Source organism: Paenibacillus sp. NPDC058174, from assembly GCF_042883865.1.
In the GTDB taxonomy this organism is placed as follows: domain Bacteria; phylum Bacillota; class Bacilli; order Paenibacillales; family Paenibacillaceae; genus Pristimantibacillus.
Genome location: NZ_JBHVUY010000010.1, coordinates 69441 through 91484 on the forward strand (window position 1 = coordinate 69441; position 22044 = coordinate 91484).

At 51.9% G+C, this 22044-nt stretch carries 23 protein-coding genes and 1 riboswitch; of the genes, 10 read left to right on the plus strand and 13 right to left on the minus strand.

Features of this window, described 5'->3' with window-relative positions:
* Window positions 1-42: 42 nt before the first annotated feature.
* Window positions 43-441: a VOC family protein gene (locus ACFVVF_RS26950; RefSeq protein WP_387816075.1), complete on the plus strand. Its 399-nt coding sequence runs from the start codon at window positions 43-45 to the stop codon at window positions 439-441.
* A complete protein-coding gene (locus ACFVVF_RS26955; protein WP_387816077.1) occupies window positions 425-1189 on the plus strand; it encodes a class I SAM-dependent methyltransferase in 765 nt (254 codons plus the stop codon). Before ACFVVF_RS26950 ends, ACFVVF_RS26955 begins: the two co-directional genes overlap by 17 nt.
* A gap of 144 nt (window positions 1190-1333) precedes the next feature.
* Here the strand turns inward: ACFVVF_RS26955 and ACFVVF_RS26960 are convergent, their stop codons facing one another.
* The 3 genes from ACFVVF_RS26960 to ACFVVF_RS26970 form a co-directional block, all read right to left on the minus strand.
* Window positions 1334-1801 (minus strand): C40 family peptidase, encoded by a 468-nt coding sequence (locus ACFVVF_RS26960; protein WP_387816079.1) that lies wholly within the window; start codon window positions 1799-1801, stop codon window positions 1334-1336.
* A gap of 5 nt (window positions 1802-1806) precedes the next feature.
* A riboswitch (cyclic di-AMP (ydaO/yuaA leader) is annotated at window positions 1807-1974 on the minus strand.
* Between the two features lie 452 nt (window positions 1975-2426).
* Window positions 2427-3239: a hypothetical protein gene (locus ACFVVF_RS26965; protein ID WP_387816153.1), complete on the minus strand. Its 813-nt coding sequence runs from the start codon at window positions 3237-3239 to the stop codon at window positions 2427-2429.
* 18 nt (window positions 3240-3257) lie between these two features.
* Window positions 3258-5282 (minus strand): M1 family metallopeptidase, encoded by a 2025-nt coding sequence (locus tag ACFVVF_RS26970; protein ID WP_387816081.1) that lies wholly within the window; start codon window positions 5280-5282, stop codon window positions 3258-3260.
* Window positions 5283-5386: 104 nt separating this feature from the next.
* Between ACFVVF_RS26970 and ACFVVF_RS26975 the strand changes: the two genes are divergently transcribed.
* The 6 genes from ACFVVF_RS26975 (at window position 5387) to ACFVVF_RS27000 (ending at window position 9700) form a co-directional block, all read left to right on the plus strand.
* Entirely contained in the window at window positions 5387-5923 is a 537-nt protein-coding gene (locus ACFVVF_RS26975; protein WP_387816083.1) for a YwhD family protein, read from the plus strand.
* Window positions 5923-6540 (plus strand): NAD(P)-dependent oxidoreductase, encoded by a 618-nt coding sequence (locus ACFVVF_RS26980; protein WP_387816085.1) that lies wholly within the window; start codon window positions 5923-5925, stop codon window positions 6538-6540. The genes ACFVVF_RS26975 and ACFVVF_RS26980 overlap by 1 nt, the downstream gene beginning before the upstream one ends.
* 258 nt (window positions 6541-6798) lie before the next feature.
* Window positions 6799-7260: a sigma-70 family RNA polymerase sigma factor gene (locus ACFVVF_RS26985; protein ID WP_387816087.1), complete on the plus strand. Its 462-nt coding sequence runs from the start codon at window positions 6799-6801 to the stop codon at window positions 7258-7260.
* Entirely contained in the window at window positions 7257-7871 is a 615-nt protein-coding gene (locus tag ACFVVF_RS26990; RefSeq protein WP_387816089.1) for a zf-HC2 domain-containing protein, read from the plus strand. Before ACFVVF_RS26985 ends, ACFVVF_RS26990 begins: the two co-directional genes overlap by 4 nt.
* A gap of 33 nt (window positions 7872-7904) precedes the next feature.
* Complete coding sequence (locus tag ACFVVF_RS26995) at window positions 7905-9071, plus strand: hypothetical protein (RefSeq protein WP_387816091.1); 1167 nt, start codon at window positions 7905-7907, stop codon at window positions 9069-9071.
* Entirely contained in the window at window positions 9068-9700 is a 633-nt protein-coding gene (locus ACFVVF_RS27000) for a hypothetical protein (protein WP_387816093.1), read from the plus strand. Before ACFVVF_RS26995 ends, ACFVVF_RS27000 begins: the two co-directional genes overlap by 4 nt.
* Window positions 9701-9770: 70 nt before the next feature.
* Here the strand turns inward: ACFVVF_RS27000 and ACFVVF_RS27005 are convergent, their stop codons facing one another.
* The 9 genes from ACFVVF_RS27005 to ACFVVF_RS27045 all read right to left on the minus strand — a co-directional run bounded on the left by ACFVVF_RS27005 (window position 9771) and on the right by ACFVVF_RS27045 (window position 19083).
* Window positions 9771-10466 (minus strand): peptidylprolyl isomerase, encoded by a 696-nt coding sequence (locus tag ACFVVF_RS27005; RefSeq protein WP_387816095.1) that lies wholly within the window; start codon window positions 10464-10466, stop codon window positions 9771-9773.
* Window positions 10467-10627: 161 nt separating this feature from the next.
* Window positions 10628-10903, minus strand: coding sequence for a cytochrome o ubiquinol oxidase subunit IV (gene cyoD / locus ACFVVF_RS27010; RefSeq protein ID WP_387816155.1), 276 nt, complete (start codon window positions 10901-10903; stop codon window positions 10628-10630).
* Between the two features lie 52 nt (window positions 10904-10955).
* Window positions 10956-11582 carry a cytochrome o ubiquinol oxidase subunit III gene (cyoC, locus tag ACFVVF_RS27015; protein ID WP_387816097.1) on the minus strand — a complete coding sequence of 209 codons (627 nt, stop codon included), beginning with the start codon at window positions 11580-11582 and terminating at the stop codon, window positions 10956-10958.
* Window positions 11583-13559 (minus strand): cbb3-type cytochrome c oxidase subunit I, encoded by a 1977-nt coding sequence (locus ACFVVF_RS27020; RefSeq protein ID WP_387816098.1) that lies wholly within the window; start codon window positions 13557-13559, stop codon window positions 11583-11585.
* Window positions 13560-13582: 23 nt separating this feature from the next.
* The gene (gene cyoA / locus ACFVVF_RS27025; protein WP_387816100.1) at window positions 13583-14578 is read right to left on the minus strand and encodes a ubiquinol oxidase subunit II; all 996 of its coding nucleotides are present in this window, start codon (window positions 14576-14578) and stop codon (window positions 13583-13585) included.
* A 320-nt stretch (window positions 14579-14898) separates the two neighbouring features.
* Complete coding sequence (locus ACFVVF_RS27030) at window positions 14899-15189, minus strand: hypothetical protein (protein ID WP_387816102.1); 291 nt, start codon at window positions 15187-15189, stop codon at window positions 14899-14901.
* A gap of 198 nt (window positions 15190-15387) precedes the next feature.
* Complete coding sequence (locus ACFVVF_RS27035) at window positions 15388-16500, minus strand: NADH:flavin oxidoreductase (RefSeq protein WP_387816104.1); 1113 nt, start codon at window positions 16498-16500, stop codon at window positions 15388-15390.
* Between the two features lie 84 nt (window positions 16501-16584).
* Window positions 16585-16896, minus strand: coding sequence for an ArsR/SmtB family transcription factor (locus tag ACFVVF_RS27040; RefSeq protein ID WP_387816106.1), 312 nt, complete (start codon window positions 16894-16896; stop codon window positions 16585-16587).
* Window positions 16897-16971: 75 nt separating this feature from the next.
* Entirely contained in the window at window positions 16972-19083 is a 2112-nt protein-coding gene (locus ACFVVF_RS27045; protein ID WP_387816108.1) for a transglycosylase domain-containing protein, read from the minus strand.
* Between the two features lie 191 nt (window positions 19084-19274).
* Here ACFVVF_RS27045 and speE point away from each other — a divergent pair, with 191 nt between their 5' ends.
* Together speE and speB are read left to right on the plus strand one after the other, a co-directional pair.
* Window positions 19275-20102, plus strand: a complete 828-nt coding sequence (gene speE / locus ACFVVF_RS27050; RefSeq protein ID WP_387816110.1) for a polyamine aminopropyltransferase — start codon at window positions 19275-19277, stop codon at window positions 20100-20102.
* Between the two features lie 17 nt (window positions 20103-20119).
* The gene (speB, locus tag ACFVVF_RS27055; RefSeq protein ID WP_387816112.1) at window positions 20120-20989 is read left to right on the plus strand and encodes an agmatinase; all 870 of its coding nucleotides are present in this window, start codon (window positions 20120-20122) and stop codon (window positions 20987-20989) included.
* 68 nt (window positions 20990-21057) lie between these two features.
* Here the strand turns inward: speB and ACFVVF_RS27060 are convergent, their stop codons facing one another.
* Window positions 21058-21492, minus strand: a complete 435-nt coding sequence (locus ACFVVF_RS27060) for a hypothetical protein (protein ID WP_483875038.1) — start codon at window positions 21490-21492, stop codon at window positions 21058-21060.
* Between the last annotated feature and the right edge of the window lie 552 nt (window positions 21493-22044).

Here is a 22044-nt window from a genome sequence, read left to right on the forward strand (position 1 = left end):
CCATGAGCCACTACGACATGACTCGAAAAGGCGGCGATGATCATGGTTTTCGCATTCACGGGAATTGATCATGTGCAGCTTGCAGCCCCGGAGGGGTGTGAGCAGGAGGCGCGGGCGTTCTACGCTGGGCTGTTAGGCTGGCAAGAGCTTGAGAAACCAGCTGAGCTGCAGAAACGCGGCGGTGTATGGTTTCAATGCGGTCCGCATCAGGTGCATATCGGCGTGCAGCCGGAATTCATACCTGCGAGGAAGGCGCATCCAGCGTTCGGTGTAAAAGGTATTGCAGCCCTGCAGAGCTGGCTGCGGGCACACGGTGTTGAGACCATTGCGGACGACAGCAGGCAGGGTGAAGGGGCGGAACGTTTTTACGCCCATGATCCCTTCGGCAATAGGTTGGAATTTATCGAATGGGAGCGTGAAGCGAATGGGAAGCAGCAATAGCAAAGAGAGATTTTCGAATCGGGTAGAAAATTACGTGAAGTATCGTCCGGGTTATCCGGTTGAAGCGCTCGACTATCTGTACTCTGATGTGGGTCTCAAGGCCAACTCGAGAATCGCTGATCTTGGAGCCGGCACGGGGATCTTCTCCAAGCTGCTGCTGGAGCGCGGCAGCGAGGTGATTGCGGTAGAGCCTAACCAAGCGATGCGGGAAGCAGCCGACAAGGAGCTAGGTGAGCTGCCGAACTACCGCTCCGTTCCTGCCGCTGCGGAGACGACGGGCTTGCCGGAGCATTCGGTTGATTTTATCGTATGCGCGCAATCCTTCCATTGGTTTGACCGGCCGGCAGCCCAAGCCGAGTTTCGCCGCATATTGAAGCCTGGCGGCAAAGCAGTACTGATATGGAATTCCCGGCTTACGAGCGGCACGCCATTCCTGGAAGGCTATGAGGAGCTGCTGCGGCTCTACAGCACCGACTATAAGCAAATGACCCACAAGAACATTTCAGCGGATCAGCTGCGAGCGTTCTTCCGTGAGAACGGTATGCGTGAAGCGGCATTTACGAACGGCCAGTTGCTGGACCGCGAGGAGCTGCTCGGCAGAGCACTTTCTTCCTCCTACGTTCCGGCAAAGGGAGAGCCTAACCATGACCGTCTGAAGGAGGAGCTGGGACAGCTCTTCGAACGTACGAATGTGAACGGCCGGGTGAGCTTCGACTACCAAACCGAGATTTTCTGGGGAGACGTGTAGTACAGCGATCTCGACCGTGACTTCAACAAGCTAACAATAGAACAACAAAGCCGCAAGTCGTACTGTCCAGAGGACACACGGCTTGCGGCTTTGTTAGTGAGACCTTCCGACGCGCTTCACAGGATGAAGCCGCGTAAGCGGGCTCTATTGTTCGTCAGCATATTTCTCAGAAGTAGTCGCATCCATAACACGACGAGCGGTTACATAACGAGACTCATAATAGGAGTCACTAAGTTTACTAATTGTAACGCCTCTGCTGGACGAAGAGTGGGCAAACTTTCCATCGCCGACATAGATGCCGACATGAGAAATGCTTTTGCCATTCGTATTGAAGAATACGAGATCGCCAGCATTCAGGTCGCTCTTCGCAACCTTTTTACCCATTTGTGCTTGAGAACCGGAAGTGCGAGCAAGCTCAATTCCCATTTTCTCAAATACATAGGATGTGAATCCTGAGCAATCAAAGCCTTTCGTGGACGTGCCGCCCATCAGATATGGCGTACCGATAACATCATCGATAATGCCGTCCATTTTGGAATCCGCGAATACGCTGCCTGCTTGAAAAGCGAGCAGTAACAGGAGTCCAGCTAGCATTGCAGTAACCTTTTTCAAAACGGTAAAGCCCCTTCCGATGCCGACGAGGTTAGCTGTGGGGTTCGGTTGAAGGATCCCTATGATTTCTCAGGCGTCCGTGCTTACCCGGCGCGGCCGGTGCAGACGTCGAAATCAATTCACCCAGAGTGGTTCCCCCGTTTCCAGTACAAGGAATTAGGCAAGCTTTTTATGTACTTGGGAAATATTCGTTTTTTTTCGCAAATCTCCTCCTCCAACTGGCAAATTCTAATAATTCTCATGTAACCTTTTGCCAAAAACACGCGTTTTCATTAATTTCATTGACTGATTATGTGCTTTTATGGGGTACGACGATTAAAAAATCAATAACTATTTACATTTACTATGTGTGAAGAAGAGAGAATATGTGGAGCAATCGAAGAGAGTGCTCTCATGTAAGTGGGTACAAGCACAGAACGCGGCGGGAAATCGGAGTTGCCAAAGCCAGTAATGGCAAGGGAAGGACAAGCATAGACGGCATTCGACAGAGATAAAAGTGAAGCTTCAATTCTAATACTTCTAATTTTTATAATAGAGCAGTCAGACAGGCGTTGACAAGCTGCCAAAAGCCCAAAAAAGCGCCGGGGACTACCCCGACGCTTGCATATTTGCTGTCTATTCGATGTTATCCTTGCGTCCTCGACTGCAAACAATCGTATTGTGCGCAAATGGTCCATACTTTCATCATCGTCCGAATGAGATGATAGCCTTGATGAAGAATTAACGCAAACAAGCCGGCCCAGATTAAGGAAACGCTAGTGACGCAAAGCGCGATGCCGATGCCAATCGCCCACATGAGCAGCGAGACCCCGGTATAGGGAGCGATATGGCGCAACGCGTGCCAGAGGGAATTGAACACCCCGCTGCCGGAAGCGGCTCCGAGCTGCATCGAGAGAAACAGCAGATGGAGCAGCGCGCTCCACAGCAGCCATGCAGCGGCTCCTGGCAATACAGTTTGCAGCAGGCTGCCCATCGTGCCGCTTTTCAGCAGCGCTTGGAGCCAGGCCGGCAGAAGCCACCATGCCGGTGCCAAGGCAAGAAGCGTCTTGATCCAATAGAGCAGCATAACCGGCTTCCAGGTGCTGCGGATGCCTTCAATGAATTTCGTGCCGCTCTCGTCGGTTGCGTGGTGCAGAGAGTAGAACAACCCGGCATTGAACAGCGGCGTAAGCAGCATGCGGGCCAGGAATAACCCGCCAAGCATCCATAAATAAGGATGAATAAGGTCGGTTTTCATCAATTGGAACTGTGCTTCGCTAAAAAAGAGCCGGACTGCCGAAGGGGGCAGTGCATCGCCGGGAAAACGCCGCAGAAGCGGCGTAACGACCGAATCGACGAACCGGTAAAGGAAGAAGCCCCATAACAGCTGGTACAGAAACAATAGAATGATAATATTCATGTGTTTGACTGTCAGCCGCCAGCCTTGTTTCATATGCATTTTCAAGGAATATCCCTCCTACCAGCTCAGCGTTCCGAGCAGCCCTTCGATTAATTTGGCAATGCTGAGATTCCAGCGCGTGCGCTTCGTCTCCGGCAGCTCGGCAAGCATGAAGTTGTTGATATGCTTGTTGTCGAGCACGTTGCGGTACTCCGAATCGACGGCTGCCCAAGCGAGCGGAGAGTCATGGACGACTTTGTACTGGATATGCGAATCCTGTGCATCCCATTCTTTGGTCATGCTCGTACCGTCCTTGAACTGCATGACAATCGGAACTGAACCGATATTGCCGCCGTTCTTCTTCACCAGCACCGAGGATTCGAACATCGGCTTCCCGTCCTGCTCGACCGGACGAACCTGCACAGCTTCGATGGAAAAGTCGGCCATTTGATTGTGGTACACAAATTGATTGAAGTAATCATGCCATTTCTGCTTCGTCACTTGCTCAACGACCCGTTGGAAGTCGCCGCTGGAAGGATGCTTGAACTTATACTTCTGGAAGTAGGTCCGCATGACTTTCTGCATCATACGGGTGCCGATCTGGTTCTCGATGCCGGCCAGTACTAGCTTGGCCCGCATATAGACGTTCTCTGCGTAGTGATTATGACTGTCGTACGCCCATGAAGGCTGCTTGAGCGGTGCCGGATTCGTCATGTAGCTGGCTTCAAGCGGCAAATTCGGTATGACGCCATACTCGCTCTCCATCACCTTGTCTTCGGCGTAGGAGGTAAAGCCTTCGTCAAGCCATGCTTCCTCGAACTCGTTGGAGGCGACCATGCCGTACCAATATTGATGGCCAATCTCGTGAACGACGGTCCTCTCCAGGCTGTAGCCGGGATTGTCGTTCTCTGCGGCGAATGCGGTAACGAGTGTCGGATACTCCATGCCTCCAGCTCCGTTGGCGCCCTTCGGAGGTACGATGAGCGATAAGGTCGAGTACGGATAATCTCCGTACCATTGCGCATACTTGGTCAGCGCTGACTTGGCCGCATGCATATACCGGTCTTTGAACGCTTCATGCGCCGGATCGAGGTACAGCTTAATGCGCACGCCGGGGATTCCGGTACCGGAGAGCGTGTCCTCTACATAGACAAAGTCGGGAGAAGCAGCCCAGGCGAAGTCATGGACATCATCGGCGTAAAACTGGTACACATGCTCGCCTTTTCCGTTGCTGACCGGCGCTTTGGTCTGGAATCCGGTTCCGGCCACCGTATAAGACTCCGGTACTTGAATGTTGACGGAATAGATGCCGAAATCGCTGTAAAATTCCGAGTTGCCGTGGTATTGATGGATGTTCCATCCTTCGGAGGTTCGGCCGCGCATACCAGCCGTCTCATAGACAGCCAGCTTCGGGAACCACTGTCCGGCCATGACGAATGAGCCGGAGTAGCCCATTCGCGCGAACACTTCAGGCAGCTTGACTTCAAAGCTCATGGAGAGCGTTACCGACTTGCCCGGTGCGACCGGGACGGGCAGCTTAAGCTTGGCCAGTGTAAAATCGTCGGTGTTGCCGTCATCAGGCTGGACATAATGAAGACGCGGCAGCAGGCTTTCGCCCTCCATCGTCTCCAGAGCATTCAGCTTCATGTAGCCCTGGCTGGCCGAGGTTGCCTTGTCCTCCCGGAGCTTGCCCTTCGATTCCTTCATAAACGTTGTCTTGTCATTAAGGAAAGCGTTCGGGTACAGGTGAAAATAGAGCTCGGACACCGTTTTTTTGCCCGGATTGGTCCAAGTCACCGTCTGTTCGCCGTATAAGGAGCGTGCGTCGTTCTGCAGCGCGACGTTGATGTGGTACTCGACGACTCTCTTGCTAAGCGCCTGCGGCTTGGCTTCGGGAGCATCAGGCGCGGCAGGAGCGGCAGGAACAGCGGCAGCAGGCTTGGCCGATGTCGGAACAGATTGCGGCACAGCTTTGGCGGCAGGGGCGAGCGCGTACGTATATTGGGATTGCCAAGCGTGGCCGAAGCCCTGCTGGATCGACAGGCCGAGCAGGACGGCGGTGAGCGTGAATAGCAATAAACGTTTGACATGGCGTGGAGTCATTGAACGTTTCCCTCCCGTTGACAAGCATCTACAGCATGTATATGTTGGCTTTTCACGGATTATTAGCTAAAATGTAATTATTGTACGGGGAAGGTGGAAAAGCCATGACTGAACAGCAAGGACAGCCGGAACAACAACCGGAGAAGAAGGAAAAGAAATCATTGTCGCTCAACGTAGTGAGCAACAAACCACATAGAGGCTTTGGCGCGGGCACAATCGATTTGAGCCAAGTATCATGCGTTATTATTGACGAGGGTGTCGCTTATATCGATGACGGAGCGATGCATGCCAAGAGCAAGGTAGAGAAGGGCATCAAATTCAGCCCGGACAAAGCCAACACGCCAAACGGCAGAACATGCTGGGTTGTATGGGTGGCGGTGGAACGCGACGACGAAGGCACGAAATATGCCGGCGTTACCGCCTGTGAGATGCTGATTGACAAGGAGGCACGCCGCGGGTGGAAGATCCTCCCTGACCACGTCAACAAGCTGGATGCTGCGCTGAAACGCAAGATCAAGCTGGAAGAGCTTGGTGCAGAGGAGAAGGCAGCGCTGCGCAAGCTGCTCACCGAGCATAACGAAGAGTGGTGGAACCACTCCTCTGATGAGCTCAAGCAGGCGCTCGCTCCTGAGAGCCTGTAATGAAGCTTGTCGTCTTCGGAGCCAGCGGCGGGATCGGACGGAAAGTCATTCGCCAAGCGCTCGATGCGGGGCATCAGGTGACTGCTTACGTTCGTGAACCGAAGCGGCTTGTTATCGGTCATCATCCCGGATTAACCGTCGTGACGGGCGATGCGCTCCATCTCGGTTACGTAAAGCGGGAGATCGCCGGACAGGACGCCGTTATTTGTTGTGTCGGCAGCCAAGGGCTTGGCGAGACGACGCTCATGTCCGATGTGATGTACAACATTATTGAAGGCATGAAGGAGCATGGCGTCGCGAAGGTCGCTTATGTCGCTTCAGCTGGTATTCATGGCGAGCTGAAGGGCTTGAGCGGTTATGTAGTGAACCGTGTGCTTCGGCATGTGCTGGCGGATCATCTTCACTCATATGAGCTGCTGCTTGAAAGCGGCCTGGAGTGGACGGTGGCGCGTCCCATGCAGCTGACGGATGAGCCGTTGACAGGCATTTACCGTCAGACGGACAGCGGTGTGCCAAGAGGCGGCAAATCGATATCGCGTGCCGATGTCGCACATTTTCTGCTGACTTCGGTGGCGTCTGATGCCAATGCGGGCAAATCCATTGGACTAGCCTATTGATGGAATAAAGAACCGGGTGACGGGATTACTTAACGGCGTTTATGCTGAAGTAATCTCGCAACCCGGTCTTTTTTTTGTACACTTGAAAAAAAGTTTTGGATAAAGTGCAGGGTTTGGAGCATTTCCCTGCGTCTATAGTATTCGGGAAGGGAGGAGAGCGAGATTCAGGACGAGGCATGGATCAAAGCCGTACAAAACGGCGGGCCTGCGGCGTTTCAATCCTTAGTACATACGTATGGTCCATACTTATATCGAACAGTGTATGCAATCGTTCGTTCGCCGCATGATGCGGAGGATGTGACGCAGGAAGTGCTGATGCTCATCTATCGCTCCCTCCCGGAATGCCGAATGAATGGCTTCAAAACATGGATGACCCGCATTGCAGTCAACCGCGCGATCGATTGGAATCGCAGCAAAGCACGCAAGCCGGAACAGCCGCTAGAGGACTTGGACGGGCAAAAGGCGAATTTGCTGGCAGCGAACACAGGAATTGCCGCGGAGGAAGCTGCTATTGAGCGAGAAGGAAGGCGGCAGGTAAGAGAGCAGGTTCAGCAATTGCCGGACAATTATCGTGAGGTTGTAACGGCTTATTATATGGAGAACAAATCGTACGAGGAGATTGCTGCCGATACGGGGCTGGAACGAAAAAGCGTTGAATCAAGGCTTTACCGGGCGAGGAATTGGATTAAGCGGAACTGGCGGAAGGAGGACTTCGAATGAGCGGGACAGGCAATGATCCGGGCGAATTGGAGAATAAAAGGCAGGCTGAGCAGCCTAAGCTGCAGCAGCAAAGGCATCAGCAACAGGAATGGCATGCAGACAGCACGACGATGCATCTCTATGTCGGCGACGTGCTGCCCGAAACGGAGCGTGAGCAGGTAGAAGCCCATATGGCGCAGTGCGACGTTTGTCTGGAGCTGCTCATGACAGCGGTAGAGGCTGCGCAAACGGTCACGGCTGCAAACGGCGCAGATGTATCGGATATGCCGGATATGGATCAAATGGGGCGGAAATTAAGCCGTCTGTTGTTCCCTCCGCGTATCGTTCAGGAAAAGCCCTACCGGCGCCGTACGTGGCTCCAGCATCCGGCCGTTCATTTCGGGGCTGCGGCCGCTATTACGCTGCTGCTGCTTGGTACGGGTACGTTTAACGGTGTAGCGGAGCGCATGATGGCGATGGATGAGCATACGAGGGTCATGCTGGAGGCCGGGCAGGAACCGGTTATTGTCCCGATTGCAGAGGAAGAACGGGAAGACGGCTCCTGGTCGGACCGGATGGTAGATCAAACGTTGGGCTGGCTGAAGGGGATTGAGAAAAGCCGGTTTAAATAAATTTTGGTTGTACGAAAAGGAGATGATTAAGCAATGCAAGGAAATAAAAGCCCATTGACGGCTTTCTTCTTATCTTTCTTCCCGGGCTTTGGACATGCCTATCTGGGAAGGTTTGTCCGGTTCGTTTTATATGGAGGCAGTTTTTTCGGTTTGCTGGGTATTATTTTTCTTCTGGGCATAAACGGCTCTTTGAATGGTGAAGCGGTCATTCTGGTGTTCATCGCCGCTGCGAGTTGGATCATCAATATGATCGATATGATTGTCTCTCTGCTCAATGGAGCGGGACAGCAGCGGCCGGCATCTCCCTATGGCATTGATCCGGGTATGGGCCCAGGTTGGGAGGCTAGTCAATACGCTTACGAGCAGAAGCGGGAAAAAACGCAAACGATCCTGCTTTCCTTCGTACCGGGCGTTGGTCATATGGCGATGGGGATGCTGCAGAGAGGCTTAGCGTTTCTGGTTGCTTTTGCAGGTTTGTTAGCGATCACGATTTTTATCAGTATTGTTACGAATACGGGTAGCTTCCTCGTTTTTCTGCTGGCGCTGCCAGTCATTTGGATTTATACGCTGTTCGATGCGGTGCAGCAGCTGCAGCGCAAGCATCGCGGCGAGACGATCGATGACAGGCCTTTCTTCGAGGAATTGGAGGAGCATATCGGCTCCGGCCGGAAAAATAAAGTGCTGGCAGCGACGCTGGCGCTGTTTCCCGGCGCAGGCCACTTGTACTTGGGGCTGCAAAAGCGCGGCCTGCAAATTATGGGCGGTTTTCTGATCTCGATCTTCTTAATGGACTCCTTGCGGCTGTCGATCTTCCTCTTCCTGATGCCGCTGTTCTGGTTTTTCGCTTTCTTTGATGCGCTGCAGCAGATGTCGCGCTATGAGCGCGACCAATTGAAGGATCAGGCGGTAGTCGCACAACTGGCTCCTTATCAGAAGTGGATTGGCCTTGCCTTGCTCGTGCTGGGCGCCTACTATTTGTTCGATCAAGTCATGGGTACGTATATCTCCCAAACCTGGCCATCGGTCTACCGGGAGTTTATGAAGCTCAAGTATAACCTGCCGACGGCGCTCGTTGCATTTGTGATGATTGCAGCAGGACTGCGGCTGGTGTTTGGCGGAAGCTTCAGAGCTGGCTCAGGCAATACTCCCTCTGAAGCACCTCCCCGTCTTCCGGAATGGGATAAGGAGGAGCGTCCATGAAGGCCTGGCGTGTAGGCTCCTTATCTATGGGAGTGACACTGCTGCTTCTAGGAGCAGCGGTTGCTGTCTCCATCTGGAATGGAGCAGATTCTGTTAATTTGCTGCTTTGGGTTGCGCCGCTTGTCTTTATATTGCTGGGCGTAGAGCTGCTGCTGTACCTTTGGCTGGCAGGCACGGAGCGGACGGTCATGCGTTATGATTGGATGAGCGTGTTTTTTGTAGCGGTTCTTGGAGTTGGAGCCGTTGCAATGGTATCGTTGACCTCGTCGGGCCTGCTGGGGGAGTTTCGCCAGTCTCTGCAAATTACGGAGCGGACTGCCGTCGTCAAGACAGAGGCTGTTAAGGTGCCGGACACAGTGAAGAAAATCGTCGTTCAATCCTTCGAGCAGGTGCAGTTAGATAAAGCTGAGGTTGCCGATGTGCGGCTATTAGGTCAGGTGCAATATTGGGCGGTAGAGCCGATGAAGCATCCGGAGTCAATTATTAGTACTGATATGGTCGGAAGCACGATGTATGTGATGATTGGAAGCTTTCAACAGAAGAACAGGGGCATCGTATCGGAGTCGTATCATCCCAAGCTCACGCTCATTTTGCCACAGGGTATTGAAGTGGAGGAGCGGGGGCTCTAATCTAAACGAAGAGAGAGTCGAACGGCAGTCACTGCCATCGGCTCTCTCTTTTTCGTGTGCATATGGTGTATTACTTCGCGACCGTCTCCGGTTCTGGATAAGTGACACCCTGCGTGTCGACCGTTACTTTTTTCATCGCCATCGGGCTAAGCGGACGATCGTTTTCGCCGGTTTTTTGCGCTACGATTGCATCAACCGTCTCCATGCCTTCCAGCACTTGTCCAAAAGCGGCGTACTCGCCGTCAAGGGAAGGGTAGTCGACCGCCATAATGAAAAACTGGGAGCCAGCGGAGTTCGGCATATTCGAACGAGCCATCGAGATGACGCCGCGTGTATGCTTCAAGTCGTTCTGGAAGCCGTTCGATGTAAATTCGCCTTTAATGCCATAATCAGGGCCGCCCATGCCAGTGCCTTCCGGATCACCGCCCTGAATCATAAAGCCTGGGATAACGCGGTGGAAGATTAGGCCGTCATAAAAGCCTTTCTGTACGAGCGAGATGAAGTTGTTCACCGTATTAGGCGCTACTTTAGGAAACAGCTCGACCGTAATTTTGTCACCGCTGTCCATTTCGATCGTTACAATCGGATTTTTCGCGTCATCCGTTGATGTGGTGGCTGTTGGTGCCGGTGCTTTTGTTTCTTCTGGTGCTTGCGCACCTTGTCCTTCGTTTTGCGGAGTCTTGCTGCCCCCGCCGCAGCCTGCCGTTACCAGCAGAACCAGCGCTGTAACCAAAGCAAAAGTTAATTTCATGTAGTTCCGTTTCATTCGTTAATAGGCCTCCTGACCGCAATAGGTTGTCCATTAAATATCATAGCATATGGGAAGGGAAATGGAGAAATCGTCTAGTCCTTGCATAGCGCAAAAAAAACCGGCTGCCCATCTCAACGATGATTCGAGAGAGGGCTTCCGGTTTTTTAATACTCATATTAGCCAACTACGTTGTAAGCCATGATCCAGATGGAGCCGGCTACGACCGTAAGGAGAATGACTAAGCCGAATATGAGCGCGATCATATTGAAGCGCGGTTTCTTCTCATCACGGATATGCATGAAGAAGAACAGCTGAACTACAAATTGCAGCGCCGCCATGATCAGGATGAAGATGATCGTCGCTGTCTTGCTCATCAGATCGTTCAGAACAATGACGAGCGGCAGTATTGTAAGAATAATCGAGAGCACGAAGCCGATGACGTAGGACTTCATCGAGCCGTGCGCATTCGCATCACCATGTGCGTTGTGATCGTGGTTGCTCACCCTACATCACCCCCATCAGGTAGACAACCGTAAGGACGAAGATCCATACGACGTCAAGAAAGTGCCAATACAAGCTGATAATGTTTACTTTACGCTGCGTGACCGGCGTAATGCCGCGTCTTGCCAGCTGAATCATCAAGCCAACCATCCAGATCAAGCCGACCGATACGTGAAGTCCGTGTGTGCCGACTAGCGTAAAGAAAGCGGACCAATAAGCGCTAGTGCCGATCGTTACGCCCTCATGTACCAGCTCGATGAACTCGTAAACTTCGAGGAAAATAAACGATGCACCCAGCAGTGCAGTTACAGCCAGCCAGCCGATAAGGCCCTTCTTGTTCCCCCTGTGCATCTGGAGAACGGCGATACCGCTGGTAAAGCTGCTCGTAAGCAAGATGAATGTCTCGGCGATAACGCCAGGCATCTTGAACATTTCATCCGGCGTTGGTCCGCCGTCCGTGCTCAAGCGGAGCACGGCAAAGGTGGCGAACAGGGTGCCGAATAGAATAACGTCGGTTATGAGAAACAGCCAGAAGCCGAATACTTTGATTGATTCATGATCGTGATGATCATGGCCGTCATGACCGTGGCCATGGTCCTTGTCATGCGAAGATGTTGCCGTGTGTGCCATTTAGTTAGCCCCCTTTAACGCAGCTGCTTCTGTCCGTTCGATCTCATCGACAGGGATATAGTAGTCGGTGTCGTAGCTGAACGAACGAGCGATCATGCAGATGGCTACGCCGAGTAGTCCTGGTACAATCATCCAAGTCCAGCCCCATACGAAGCCAAAGCCCGCGATAAAGAAGAAGACTGACATGATGAACGGAATCGCCGAGTTTTTCGGCATGTGGATCGGTTCCAGCGGTGCAAGCGGTTTTGGTTTGCCGCCATTCGCCAAACGCTGTTTCTCCTCCCACCATTCGTCCTGGCTCGTAACAACCGGTACGCGTGCGAAGTTGTACATTGGAGCAGGCGATGGAATCGACCATTCCAGTGTGCGGCCATCCCAAGCGTCCCCGCTTTTCTCTTTCTTGAAGAACTTGATGCTGTGCGCAATTTGCCATACTTGAAACAGGAAGGCAAGACCCATAATGAAACCGCCGATAGTCGATACGACGTTAAGCGGCTGCCAGCCCATGTCGAAGTTGTATTCGTTGAAACGGCGCGTCATGCCCATCAGGCCTAGCGCGTATTGCGGCATGAAGCAGACATAGAAACCGATATTCCACAGCCAGAACACCCATTTGCCAATACCGTCATGCAGCTTGAAGCCGAACATTTTCGGCCACCAGTAGTACAGGCCTGCGAAGTAACCGAATACGACGCCGCCGATCAGCACTTGGTGGAAGTGGGCAATCAGGAAGTAGCTGTTATGGAACTGGAAGTCAGCTGGTGCAACGGAGAGCATAACGCCCGTCATCCCGCCGACGATAAAGCATGGGATAAAGGCGATCGTCCACAGCATCGGCTGCGAGAACGTAATCCGCCCCCGGAACATCGTGAACAGCCAGTTGAATATTTTTACCCCTGTCGGTATTGCAATCAGCATCGTCGTCACAGCGAAGAACGCATTGACGTTAGCGCCGGAGCCCATTGTGAAGAAGTGGTGGGCCCATGTGAAGAACGAGAAGAAGCTGATCGACATAAGCGCGAATACCATTGATTTGTAGCCGAACAGTCTTTTCTTCGAGAAGGTCGACACGATCTCGGAGAATATACCGAAGGCCGGCAATATAACGATATAGACCTCGGGGTGACCCCACATCCATATCAAGTTAATATACATCATCGGGTTGCCCCCGCCGTCAAGCGTGAAGAAGTGCGCCCCGAGATAGCGGTCAATGAAGAGCAGGAACAAAGTAACGGTCAGAATCGGGAATGCGAACATGATCGTTACGGAAGACGACAGAACCGACCAAGTGAACATCGGCATTTGCATCAGCTTCATGCCAGGTGCACGCATTTTCAGAATCGTCACGACAAAGTTGATGCCGGACGCCAGAGAGCCGATACCGGAAATCTGAATACCCCAGATGTAGAAATCCTGGCCTACGCCCGGACTGCCCGAGAGCTCCGAGAGCGGCGGATAAGCCAGCCAGCCCGCATCCGGCGAACCGCCGATTACGAACGATACGTTGAACAGCATGGCGCCAAAGAAGAACAGCCAGAAGCTCAAAGAGTTCAAGAACGGGTATGCAACGTCGCGCGCGCCGATCTGGAGCGGTACGACGATATTGAATAAACCGAACATAAGAGGCATCGCCATAAACAAGATCATGATGACGCCGTGCGTAGTAAAGATGGCGTTATAGTGATCCGCGTGTAGGAATTCCAGATTCGGCAGCGCAAGCTGCGTCCGGATCAGCAGGGCGTCAACGCCCCCGCGGAACAGCATCAGAATGGAGGCGATGATGTACATAATGCCGATCTTCTTATGATCGACAGTCGTCAGCCATTCTGTCCATAGCCAGCGCCATTTTTTGAAATAAGTAAGGACGAACACGACAGCGACCGAAGCAAGTGCAATCGAGACTTGTGCGCCGAGAATCAGCGGATCGCCTGTGACGAAAAAGTCATTTAGCATAAAGTCGATAAAATTCTGAAACATGTGGCCTCTCCTTTCATTATATCTTAGTGTCCCGCATGCTCACTGGATGCTGTCTCCACAGCTCCGTGATCTGCGCTTTCGTGATGCTGATGCTCAGTTGCTTTCGCATCATCTTTCGAAGCTTCGGCTTCCGTGCTGCCGCCGCCGTGATGGTGCCCGGTGCCGCCTTTGCCGATGTATTGCTTCACTACACGGTCGAACAGTCCTTCAGGGAAGGAAGAGAAGAATTGCTGATTGGAGGCTCCTTTTTCAGTCAGCTTCTTGAAGCCGTCTTCTGTCAGAGCCGGATAATTGCTTTTTACTTCTTTTACCCACGCATCATATTCTTCATCCGAAGTCGCTTTGACATCAAAGGTCATTTTGGCAAACAGCTCGCCAGTAAAGTTAGCGCCAGAGCCGTAATACAAGCCCGGTTCATCCGCTTGCAGATGCAGCGTCATCGCCATGCCGGACATGGCATAGATTTGTCCGCCCAGCTGTGGAATCCAGAACGAGTTCATCGCTTGGTCAGCCGTTACTTTGAATTGGATCGGACGATCTTGCGGAATTTGAATGTAGTTTACAGTGGAAATGCCTTCTTCCGGATACGTGAACAGCCATTTCCAATCCAGTGACGTCGCTTCGATAACCAGCGGCGCCTTATCGGAGACAAGCGGCTTGGAAGGCTCCAGTTCGTACGTATATTTCACCGTAATGACGCCCAGGATGGCGATGATGATAATTGGAATACCCCACCAGATCGTTTCCAGCTTCGTGCTGTGCTCCCAATTTGGCTGGTAGGCAGCTTTACTGTCTTTCCGGTCGCGATAGCGCCATATGATGAAGGCAGTCAGCAGCAGTACCGGAACGAGTACGATCGCGCAAAGAATGACGGACAGGTAAATCAAGTCTTTCTGTGATTCGCCGATCGGTCCTTTCGGATCCAGCACGATCATTTGCTCGCTGCAGCCCGTCAACAGAACGGCCATCAGCATGATGAGCGCAAAGGTCAAAAGACGAATTTTCGGTTTCAAGTTCATTCAACTCCTCAGGTTTACTCTTGGTTTTAACATTACCAGAACTCCGTTGGAATAACTGCTGCCTTAACAATTACGTCAACAATTCGTCTTTTTTCTGTAATAGAAAGTTCACGAGTTCGACACCGCTCGTTCATAGCTATTTCACAAAAGGAAAAACCGTCCTTTTTTATGCTGGAAAATGGGGGTTTCAGCCATTTGGGGGACGTCTTCGGGCTGCAATGTCAAGAGCCGCTCGTTCATCTGCTTGTCCACTAATGGCGCCTTCCATAAAAAACAAAACGGCCCCCGTTGTTGGACGGGAGCCGAGCTGCAATGAAACGTTATTCTGGCGGCGACTGTTGTTCCTTCTCGGCTAGAGCAGCACTCATTCTCGCATGCACGAGTCCGATCGCCGTACCGATTACAAAGATGAACACGCTGCCTACGAGGAAGCCGATGCCAAGCATCAGCAAAACGTTCTCTTCACTGAAATGGCCGAGCTTTATGAGACACAACAGAACGCCAATCGACAATGCGGTCCATGCGAAGGCGGTCATCAACGAGACCAGACGCTTCACGGCTGCCAGAGAAGATGGTTGGATGCTGCTTACTGTTGCTGTTTTGGTTGTCATAATCAACACTCCCATTAACTTGTAAGTGCTTTCTTATATACACTATAACATATTATATGAACGATGTTCAAAGAAAATTCATATTTTGATCATAGTTCCGCCATATTTGGGCAAAGGCCAGTTTCAATATTTGTAAAAAACGAAAAAAAGCGGCTGCCCCGTCAATAGGGAGCAGCCGCTTTCCAGGAATGAGAAGCGTTAGCTGAGTGTGCCAAGCGAGGCAGGCGTGAACGGTACGAGCTCGTCGAAACGTCCTTCACGAACTTTGGCTGCCCAAGCTGGATCGACGAGCAAAGCACGGCCGACGGCAACAAGATCGAATTGTCCTTGCTCCAGCCGATCGGTCAGCTCGTCAATATCTTTCGTTCCTGCATCATTGCCCATGAAGGCACTAATAAAGTCATTGTCGAGACCGACGGAGCCGACTGTGATTGTAGGTTTGCCGGTCAGTTTTTTCACCCAGCCCGCGAAATTCAGATCGGATCCTTCAAATTCAGCAACCCAGAAGCGGCGGGTGGAGCAGTGGAAAATATCGACGCCAGCATCAACGAGGGGCTGCAAGAGCTGATTCAGCTGCTCGGGATCGGCCGCAAGCTTCGCATCGTAAAAGCCCGATTTCCATTGGGAAATCCGGAATATGATTGGAAAATCAGGACCAACCGCTTCGCGGCAGGCTTTTACAACCTCTGCAGCAAAACGTGTGCGCTTCACGAGATCGCCGCCATATTCATCAGTGCGCTGGTTCGTTTGCTCCCATAAAAATTGGTCGATCAAATAGCCGTGAGCGCCGTGCAGCTCGATTCCGTCGAAGCCGATCCGTTTGGCGTCGGCTGCTGCTTGAGCGAAAGCCTTCACGATGGATTGAATTTCATCGACGGACAATGGCTCGCTAACCTTTTCACCTGTGAGGTTTAGTCCGGAAGGACCGGCGGACGGCGCTTCAGGATGAGGGCCTTGGCCTTGTGAACGCAGCGTGCCTTGATGCCAGAGCTGCGGAATAATTTTGCCTCCAGCGTTATGAACCTCTTTCACGACCTGCGCCCAGCCTTCCAGTGCCTTCTCGTCGTGGAAGTTTGGAATGTTCGAATCGCCGGAAGCTGCCGGGTGGTTGATTGTCGTTCCTTCAGTTACGATCAGGCCGACGCCATTCTCCGCGCGTCTTCTGTAATATCCGGCCACATTTTCACCAGGAATGCCGTTCGGAGATTGAGAACGGGTCATAGGGGCCATTATGATACGGTTAGAAAGAGATAACGGGCCTCCTTGGAAGGGCTGAAACAATGATTGAATCGATGTACGGCTTGTAGACATGGTTTTCTCTCCTTTTATCCTAAATAATATATATCTATAAAAATAGATATTAGTTTGCGTAAAAAAGGAATCCGTCAGCTGCTGCTACAGCTCTTTAAAAAAGGATTCCTTGAACGCGTTAATGCCATCTTCGTTGCGCCGATAGTACGTGAACTGACAGTGGCGCTTGGATTCCAATAAACCGGATTTCTGCATCTTCACCAAATAACCGGAAACGACTGACTGGGCTAGTCCCGTTTTCTCGGCGATCGCGCCGACGCAGACCCCGCCTTCGAAGTCGCAGCCCTGATGCATGTAGGCTAAGGCACCGAAATGCTTATCGGGTTCCTTCAGCCACTCCAGTATTCGGAATCGTGTCTCGTTGGACAACGCTTTGATCACAGTTAAAGTATCCATGCACTTATTATATCTGTCTAGATCGAAAAGTACATCGTTATTTTTTGGCGGCTTGCCGCGGTATGTTAATCAGAATCAATCCTTCCACCACCGCTTCAAGTCATTCCACCAGCTCTTCTTGCCCGCGTCGCTTGGTGCTCCAGCAGCTTCCCCGGCTCCGGTATCTGTACGGCCTTCCGCCGGCTGTCCGCATACCTCAACAGGCTCGGTTCCGCTGACGAAAGACTCCAGCCGTTTGTTCGGGCAGGTGGCAGCTGCGAGCTTGCCGCTTGTCGGATCAATATAGACGTTGACGACGCCAGGCGGAACGGGGAAAATTTTCGGCGGTACAGCCGCGAGCGCCTTCTCCGTATAGTTTGCAAAAATCGGCGCTGCACGGTGAGCTTCAGCTACGGTCAATTTGCGGTCCTTGTCATAGCCTACCCAGACAGCGGTTGCGAGCTCCGGCGTGTAGCCGACCAGCCAGGCATCGGTTGCTGTCGTTCCGGTTTTGCCGGCGACGGGTCTTTTAATGAGGGAAGATATCCGGCTGGCAGTTCCGCCGTTATCAAAGACACTCTCCATTAAACTGGTCATCACATAGGCGTAGGCCGGCTCGACGACTTGCTCCTCTTTCCGTTCCGCTTCATATAATACCTTGCCGCTGCGGTCGGTAATGCGAAGGATGGCGATAGGCTCGACGCGCACCCCGCCATTGGCAAATACGCCAAATGCCGAAGCCATTTGGATCGGGCTGACGGGGGACGTGCCGAGTGCCAGCGACGGAACGGGCTGCATCGGGCTTGTAATGCCCAGCTTATGAGCCATTTCGATAACCCGTTCTGTGCCGACGGTCATAATCGCATTGACCGCATAAATGTTGTCCGAGCTAGCGATCGCCGTTCGCATATCGATAAAGTCTTCGAAATACTTGTCGTTGTAGTTGCGCGGCTCATATACTTTGCGCCCTTCATCGTAGCTGAAGGAGGTTGGCTCGCTCTTGAACCGGGTGACCGGCGACATATAGCCGCTTTGCAGCGCAGTCAAATAAAGGATCGGTTTGAAGGACGAGCCTGGCTGTCTCGTTTTCATCAGCGTCCGGTTGATTTGGTTCTTCTTATAGTCGCGCCCGCCCACCATAGCTTTAATATAACCGTTGCGGGGGTCAATCGACACGAGCGCAGCTTGCTGCTCCTCGCTGCCCTTCATGCCGTTCTTGACCGCATCCTCTGCAGCTTGCTGCGCGGTAGAATCCAGCGTCGTATAGATCGTAATTCCGCCTTCATTTAATAGCTGCTCATTAATGCCCAGCTTATCTACAGCAATGTAGCGGATGTAATCTCTGAAATAGGGAGCAAAGCCGTTCTGATCACCCGATCCGAGAGGCTGGAATGTCAGCATCTCTCCATAAGCGGCATCTGCTTCTTCTTTCGTAATGTCCCCGGCATTGGCCATGGCGTTGAGAATAACATGCTGACGATCTTTCGCGTTCTTCATATCCATGAACGGGGAGTAGTATTTCGGCCCCTTCGGAATGCCAGCCAGCATGGCGCTTTCGGCAAGCGTCAAGTCGGATGCTTTCTTATTAAAATAAAGCTGAGCCGCCGCTTCGATACCGTAAGCTCCATGTCCATAATAAATCTGGTTCAAATAAAGCCCCATGATTTCATCCTTGGAGTAGTTCATCTCCAATTGAACGGTGTACATGGCTTCCTTAATTTTGCGCTGCCAGGTCTTCTCATGCGTCAAATACAAATTGCGGGCAAGCTGCTGGGTGAGCGTGCTGGCTCCCTGCTTGGCGGAGAGCGTCTCTACGTTGACCACGATCGCCCGTGCCAATCCTTTAAAGTCAAAGCCCTTGTGATCATAGAAGCGCCTGTCCTCGATTGCCAGCGTCGCTTTCACGACATAAGGCGAGATGTCTCCCAGCGGCACAGAGCGCCGGTTTTCTCCCGTGTGGAAGGTATCAATTATTTGACCTTGTATATCTAGCATTTGCGACGTTTGGCTAATGGAGGCAACGGGCAGCGTCTGCAGGCGCAAATAAAGCAGCGTCCCGCCGATGAGCAGCATGAGTGCGGCCAGTCCGGCGAGCAGCCAGCGGAGCTTTCTTCGCAGCTTCATTAATCGGGGCAGAAATCTTTCAGTTAATATAGGAAAATAAGAAATGCGGCGCGGTTTGCCTGGCCGGGGCTGCTGCTTCTTCATGGAGCGGGCTCCCTTCGAATAACATTGCTTTTCCTTAGTATGGAAAAACGGGAGCGCCGATATTCACTATGTCGCGCTATAGAAGGAAATAAAACGAGGCTGTTCCCATCAAGCCTAGAAAAGGTTGCTTTTTTGCCCCGAACTACTATAATACAGGGTGAACTATCGAATGAAAGAAGGGATTCATCGACATGGAAATGTGGTATACGGAGAAGCAGACCGAAAGCTTCGGCATTACGGCGAAGATCACGAAAACGTATGTGAACGAACAAACGGATTTCCAGCAGCTTGATATGATCGAGACGGAAGAGTTCGGCACGATGCTCGTTCTTGACGGCATGGTCATGACGACGGTGAAAGATGAATTCGTATATCATGAGATGGTCGCCCATCCGGTTCTGTCGACGCATCCCAATCCGGAGCATGTACTCATTGTCGGCGGCGGCGATGGCGGTGTAGTCCGCGAAGTGATGAAGCATCCGAAGGTGAAAAAAGCGGTACTCGTCGATATCGACGGGAAAGTAATCGAGTATTCGAAAAAGTATTTGCCGACAATCGCTTGCGAGCTCGACAACCCGCGTGTCGAAGTGCTTGTGAATGACGGTTTTATGCATATTCATGATCATAAGAACGAATACGATGTCATTATGGTTGATTCTACGGAGCCGGTTGGCCCTGCGGCAAACCTGTTTACCCGCGGTTTCTACCAAGGCATTTATGAGTCTTTGAAGGAAGACGGCATTTTCGTTGCACAAACGGACAACCCTTGGTTTAAAGCTGATCTGATCCAAAGCGTCAACAAAGATGTGAAGGAAGTTTTCCCGATCGTGCGCGTCTATGGCGCGAACATTCCCACCTATCCGAGCGGCCTCTGGACGTTCACGATGGGCAGCAAGAAATACGATCCGACTGCGGTAGACGAAGCGTCGATTCCGGAGCTGGATACGAAATACTATACACCGCGTCTTCACAAAGCCGCGTTCGTATTGCCTAGATTTGTAGAAGACCTTATTAAATAGAGAGAGGATTTTTCCTAATGAAATTGGATCAAAAGTATTCCGGCAACGTTTTTATTTTGAGCTCTGAGGATTATGCGGCTTCCAAAGCTGTAATCTACGGCATGCCGATGGACTTTACCGTCAGCTTCCGTCCCGGCTCGCGCTTTGGCCCTCCGCGTATTCGCGAAGTGTCGATCGGCCTGGAGGAGTACAGCCCTTATTTGGATCGCAGCCTTGAAGATATTGAGTACTTTGATGCTGGCGATCTGCTGCTGCCTTTCGGCAATGCGGCGAAAAGCCTCGACATCATCGGTGAATTTGTTCGCGGCGTATTGGCTGACGGCAAAATGCCGGTAGGACTCGGCGGCGAGCACCTCGTATCGTGGCCAATCTTCCGCGAGGTGTACGCAAAGTATCCTGATCTTGCAATCATCCACTTCGATGCTCATGCCGATCTGCGTGAATCGTATGAAGGCGAGCCTCTGTCCCACTCCACACCGCTGCGCAAAGCAGCTGGCCTGATCGGCGGCAAGAACGTCTACCAATTCGGTATCCGTTCCGGCTCACGCGAAGAGTGGCAGTTTGCCAAGGAGAATATCAACTTCCACCCATTCGAAGTGCTTGAGCCGCTGAAAAAAGTATTGCCGGAGCTGGAAGGCCGTCCGGTATACTTGACGATCGACATCGACGTGCTTGATCCTTCTGCAGCGCCAGGTACAGGTACAGCAGAAGCGGGCGGCATTACGTCCAAGGAGCTTATCGACGCTGTTCACGCGATCGCGCGCTCTGGTGTTAACGTAGTGGGCTGCGATCTGGTTGAAGTGGCTCCGGCTTACGACCCGACTGAGCAAACGCAGATCGTCGCGTCGAAAGTTATCCGCGAGATGCTGCTTGGCTTTATTAAGTAATACGAAAAAGAAGCTTGCCCGCGCGTTGGCGCTCGGACAAGCTTCTTTTTGCTTCATACTGGAAGGAGTTATTTGGATTTGGCTATCTTATAAGTAAACTTCCACACCGATTGATTGCCAGAATAACGTCCGCGATTTTCGGTTACCGTTACATTAATGCTTGAGCTGAGCTCCTTCTTTATTGAGCTAACCTTGATGGTCTTGGCCGCAGAGCCGATGTCGGGAATTTTGTCATGTTCGGTTGCCTCTGCTTGGAGCTTTATGGACGCCGTGCTGGACAGAGAAAGCTTGATGGATTCGCCCTCCTCAATCGTTTTGCCATTGGCGGTGAAAGCTGTCTCCCATTCATTTCCGACATGGTCGTTGGACACGAGCTCGGCGCTGACGAAAGTGACGGTATAAGAAGCTTTAGAGGATGCGCCTGCCGCAAGAGCAGGTGTCGCCAAGGTGCTTAGTAAAGTGAAGACGAGAAGCAGTGAGAACCATAAACGGCTTATTTTCAAGAACATACGCCCCTTTCTATGGTAATAATAGGATGGATATAGTTGGATTGTATTACAAGCGGCAGTATTTGGATAGATAGCGAAGCAGCTTCGCTAAATAAAGAAGGCAAATTCGCTGATTGGCGGGTATGTCGTAAGGTCAGAGGGGAGAGCGAAGTAAATTTCGCTTTTCGAGAACCTAGGTTCGCCAATAGCGAAAAAAGCTTCGCTGTCTGCGAATGAACGGGGTTCAAGCTGCGAAATAACGAAGTTAGCTTCGTTATACTGCGAAGCCCCTTCGCTAAAGGCAGATTTGACGAGGGGCGGAGAAAGAAGCTTCGTTGTGCATGAACGCTGGAATTCAACAGCGGAACAACAAAGGTACTCGTTATATAGCGAAGCGACGTCGCTGTTCATGAATGAATAGGGTTCGAGCTGTGAGCAACAACGAACAAAGTTTGTTTCTTGGAGCGAAGCTGCTTCGCTAAATAAAGAAGGCAAATTCGCTGATTGGCGGGTATGTCGTAAGGTCAGAGGGGAGAGCGAAGTAAATTTCGCTTTTCGAGAACCTAG

Bases quoted from the DNA above. Each gene is read 5' to 3' on its own strand.
- ACFVVF_RS26950 (WP_387816075.1), top strand. From the start codon at position 43: ATGGTTTTCGCATTCACGGGAATTGATCATGTGCAGCTTGCAGCCCCG.
- ACFVVF_RS26955 (WP_387816077.1), top strand. From the start codon at position 425: ATGGGAAGCAGCAATAGCAAAGAGAGATTTTCGAATCGGGTAGAAAAT.
- ACFVVF_RS26965 (WP_387816153.1), bottom strand. From the start codon at position 3,239: ATGCATATGAAACAAGGCTGGCGGCTGACAGTCAAACACATGAATATT.
- ACFVVF_RS26970 (WP_387816081.1), bottom strand. From the start codon at position 5,282: ATGACTCCACGCCATGTCAAACGTTTATTGCTATTCACGCTCACCGCC.
- ACFVVF_RS26975 (WP_387816083.1), top strand. From the start codon at position 5,387: ATGACTGAACAGCAAGGACAGCCGGAACAACAACCGGAGAAGAAGGAA.
- ACFVVF_RS26980 (WP_387816085.1), top strand. From the start codon at position 5,923: ATGAAGCTTGTCGTCTTCGGAGCCAGCGGCGGGATCGGACGGAAAGTC.
- ACFVVF_RS26990 (WP_387816089.1), top strand. From the start codon at position 7,257: ATGAGCGGGACAGGCAATGATCCGGGCGAATTGGAGAATAAAAGGCAG.
- ACFVVF_RS26995 (WP_387816091.1), top strand. From the start codon at position 7,905: ATGCAAGGAAATAAAAGCCCATTGACGGCTTTCTTCTTATCTTTCTTC.
- ACFVVF_RS27000 (WP_387816093.1), top strand. From the start codon at position 9,068: ATGAAGGCCTGGCGTGTAGGCTCCTTATCTATGGGAGTGACACTGCTG.
- ACFVVF_RS27005 (WP_387816095.1), bottom strand. From the start codon at position 10,466: ATGAAACGGAACTACATGAAATTAACTTTTGCTTTGGTTACAGCGCTG.
- cyoD (WP_387816155.1), bottom strand. From the start codon at position 10,903: ATGAAGTCCTACGTCATCGGCTTCGTGCTCTCGATTATTCTTACAATA.
- cyoC (WP_387816097.1), bottom strand. From the start codon at position 11,582: ATGGCACACACGGCAACATCTTCGCATGACAAGGACCATGGCCACGGT.
- ACFVVF_RS27020 (WP_387816098.1), bottom strand. From the start codon at position 13,559: ATGTTTCAGAATTTTATCGACTTTATGCTAAATGACTTTTTCGTCACA.
- cyoA (WP_387816100.1), bottom strand. From the start codon at position 14,578: ATGAACTTGAAACCGAAAATTCGTCTTTTGACCTTTGCGCTCATCATG.
- ACFVVF_RS27030 (WP_387816102.1), bottom strand. From the start codon at position 15,189: ATGACAACCAAAACAGCAACAGTAAGCAGCATCCAACCATCTTCTCTG.
- ACFVVF_RS27035 (WP_387816104.1), bottom strand. From the start codon at position 16,500: ATGTCTACAAGCCGTACATCGATTCAATCATTGTTTCAGCCCTTCCAA.
- ACFVVF_RS27040 (WP_387816106.1), bottom strand. From the start codon at position 16,896: ATGGATACTTTAACTGTGATCAAAGCGTTGTCCAACGAGACACGATTC.
- ACFVVF_RS27045 (WP_387816108.1), bottom strand. From the start codon at position 19,083: ATGAAGAAGCAGCAGCCCCGGCCAGGCAAACCGCGCCGCATTTCTTAT.
- speE (WP_387816110.1), top strand. From the start codon at position 19,275: ATGGAAATGTGGTATACGGAGAAGCAGACCGAAAGCTTCGGCATTACG.
- speB (WP_387816112.1), top strand. From the start codon at position 20,120: ATGAAATTGGATCAAAAGTATTCCGGCAACGTTTTTATTTTGAGCTCT.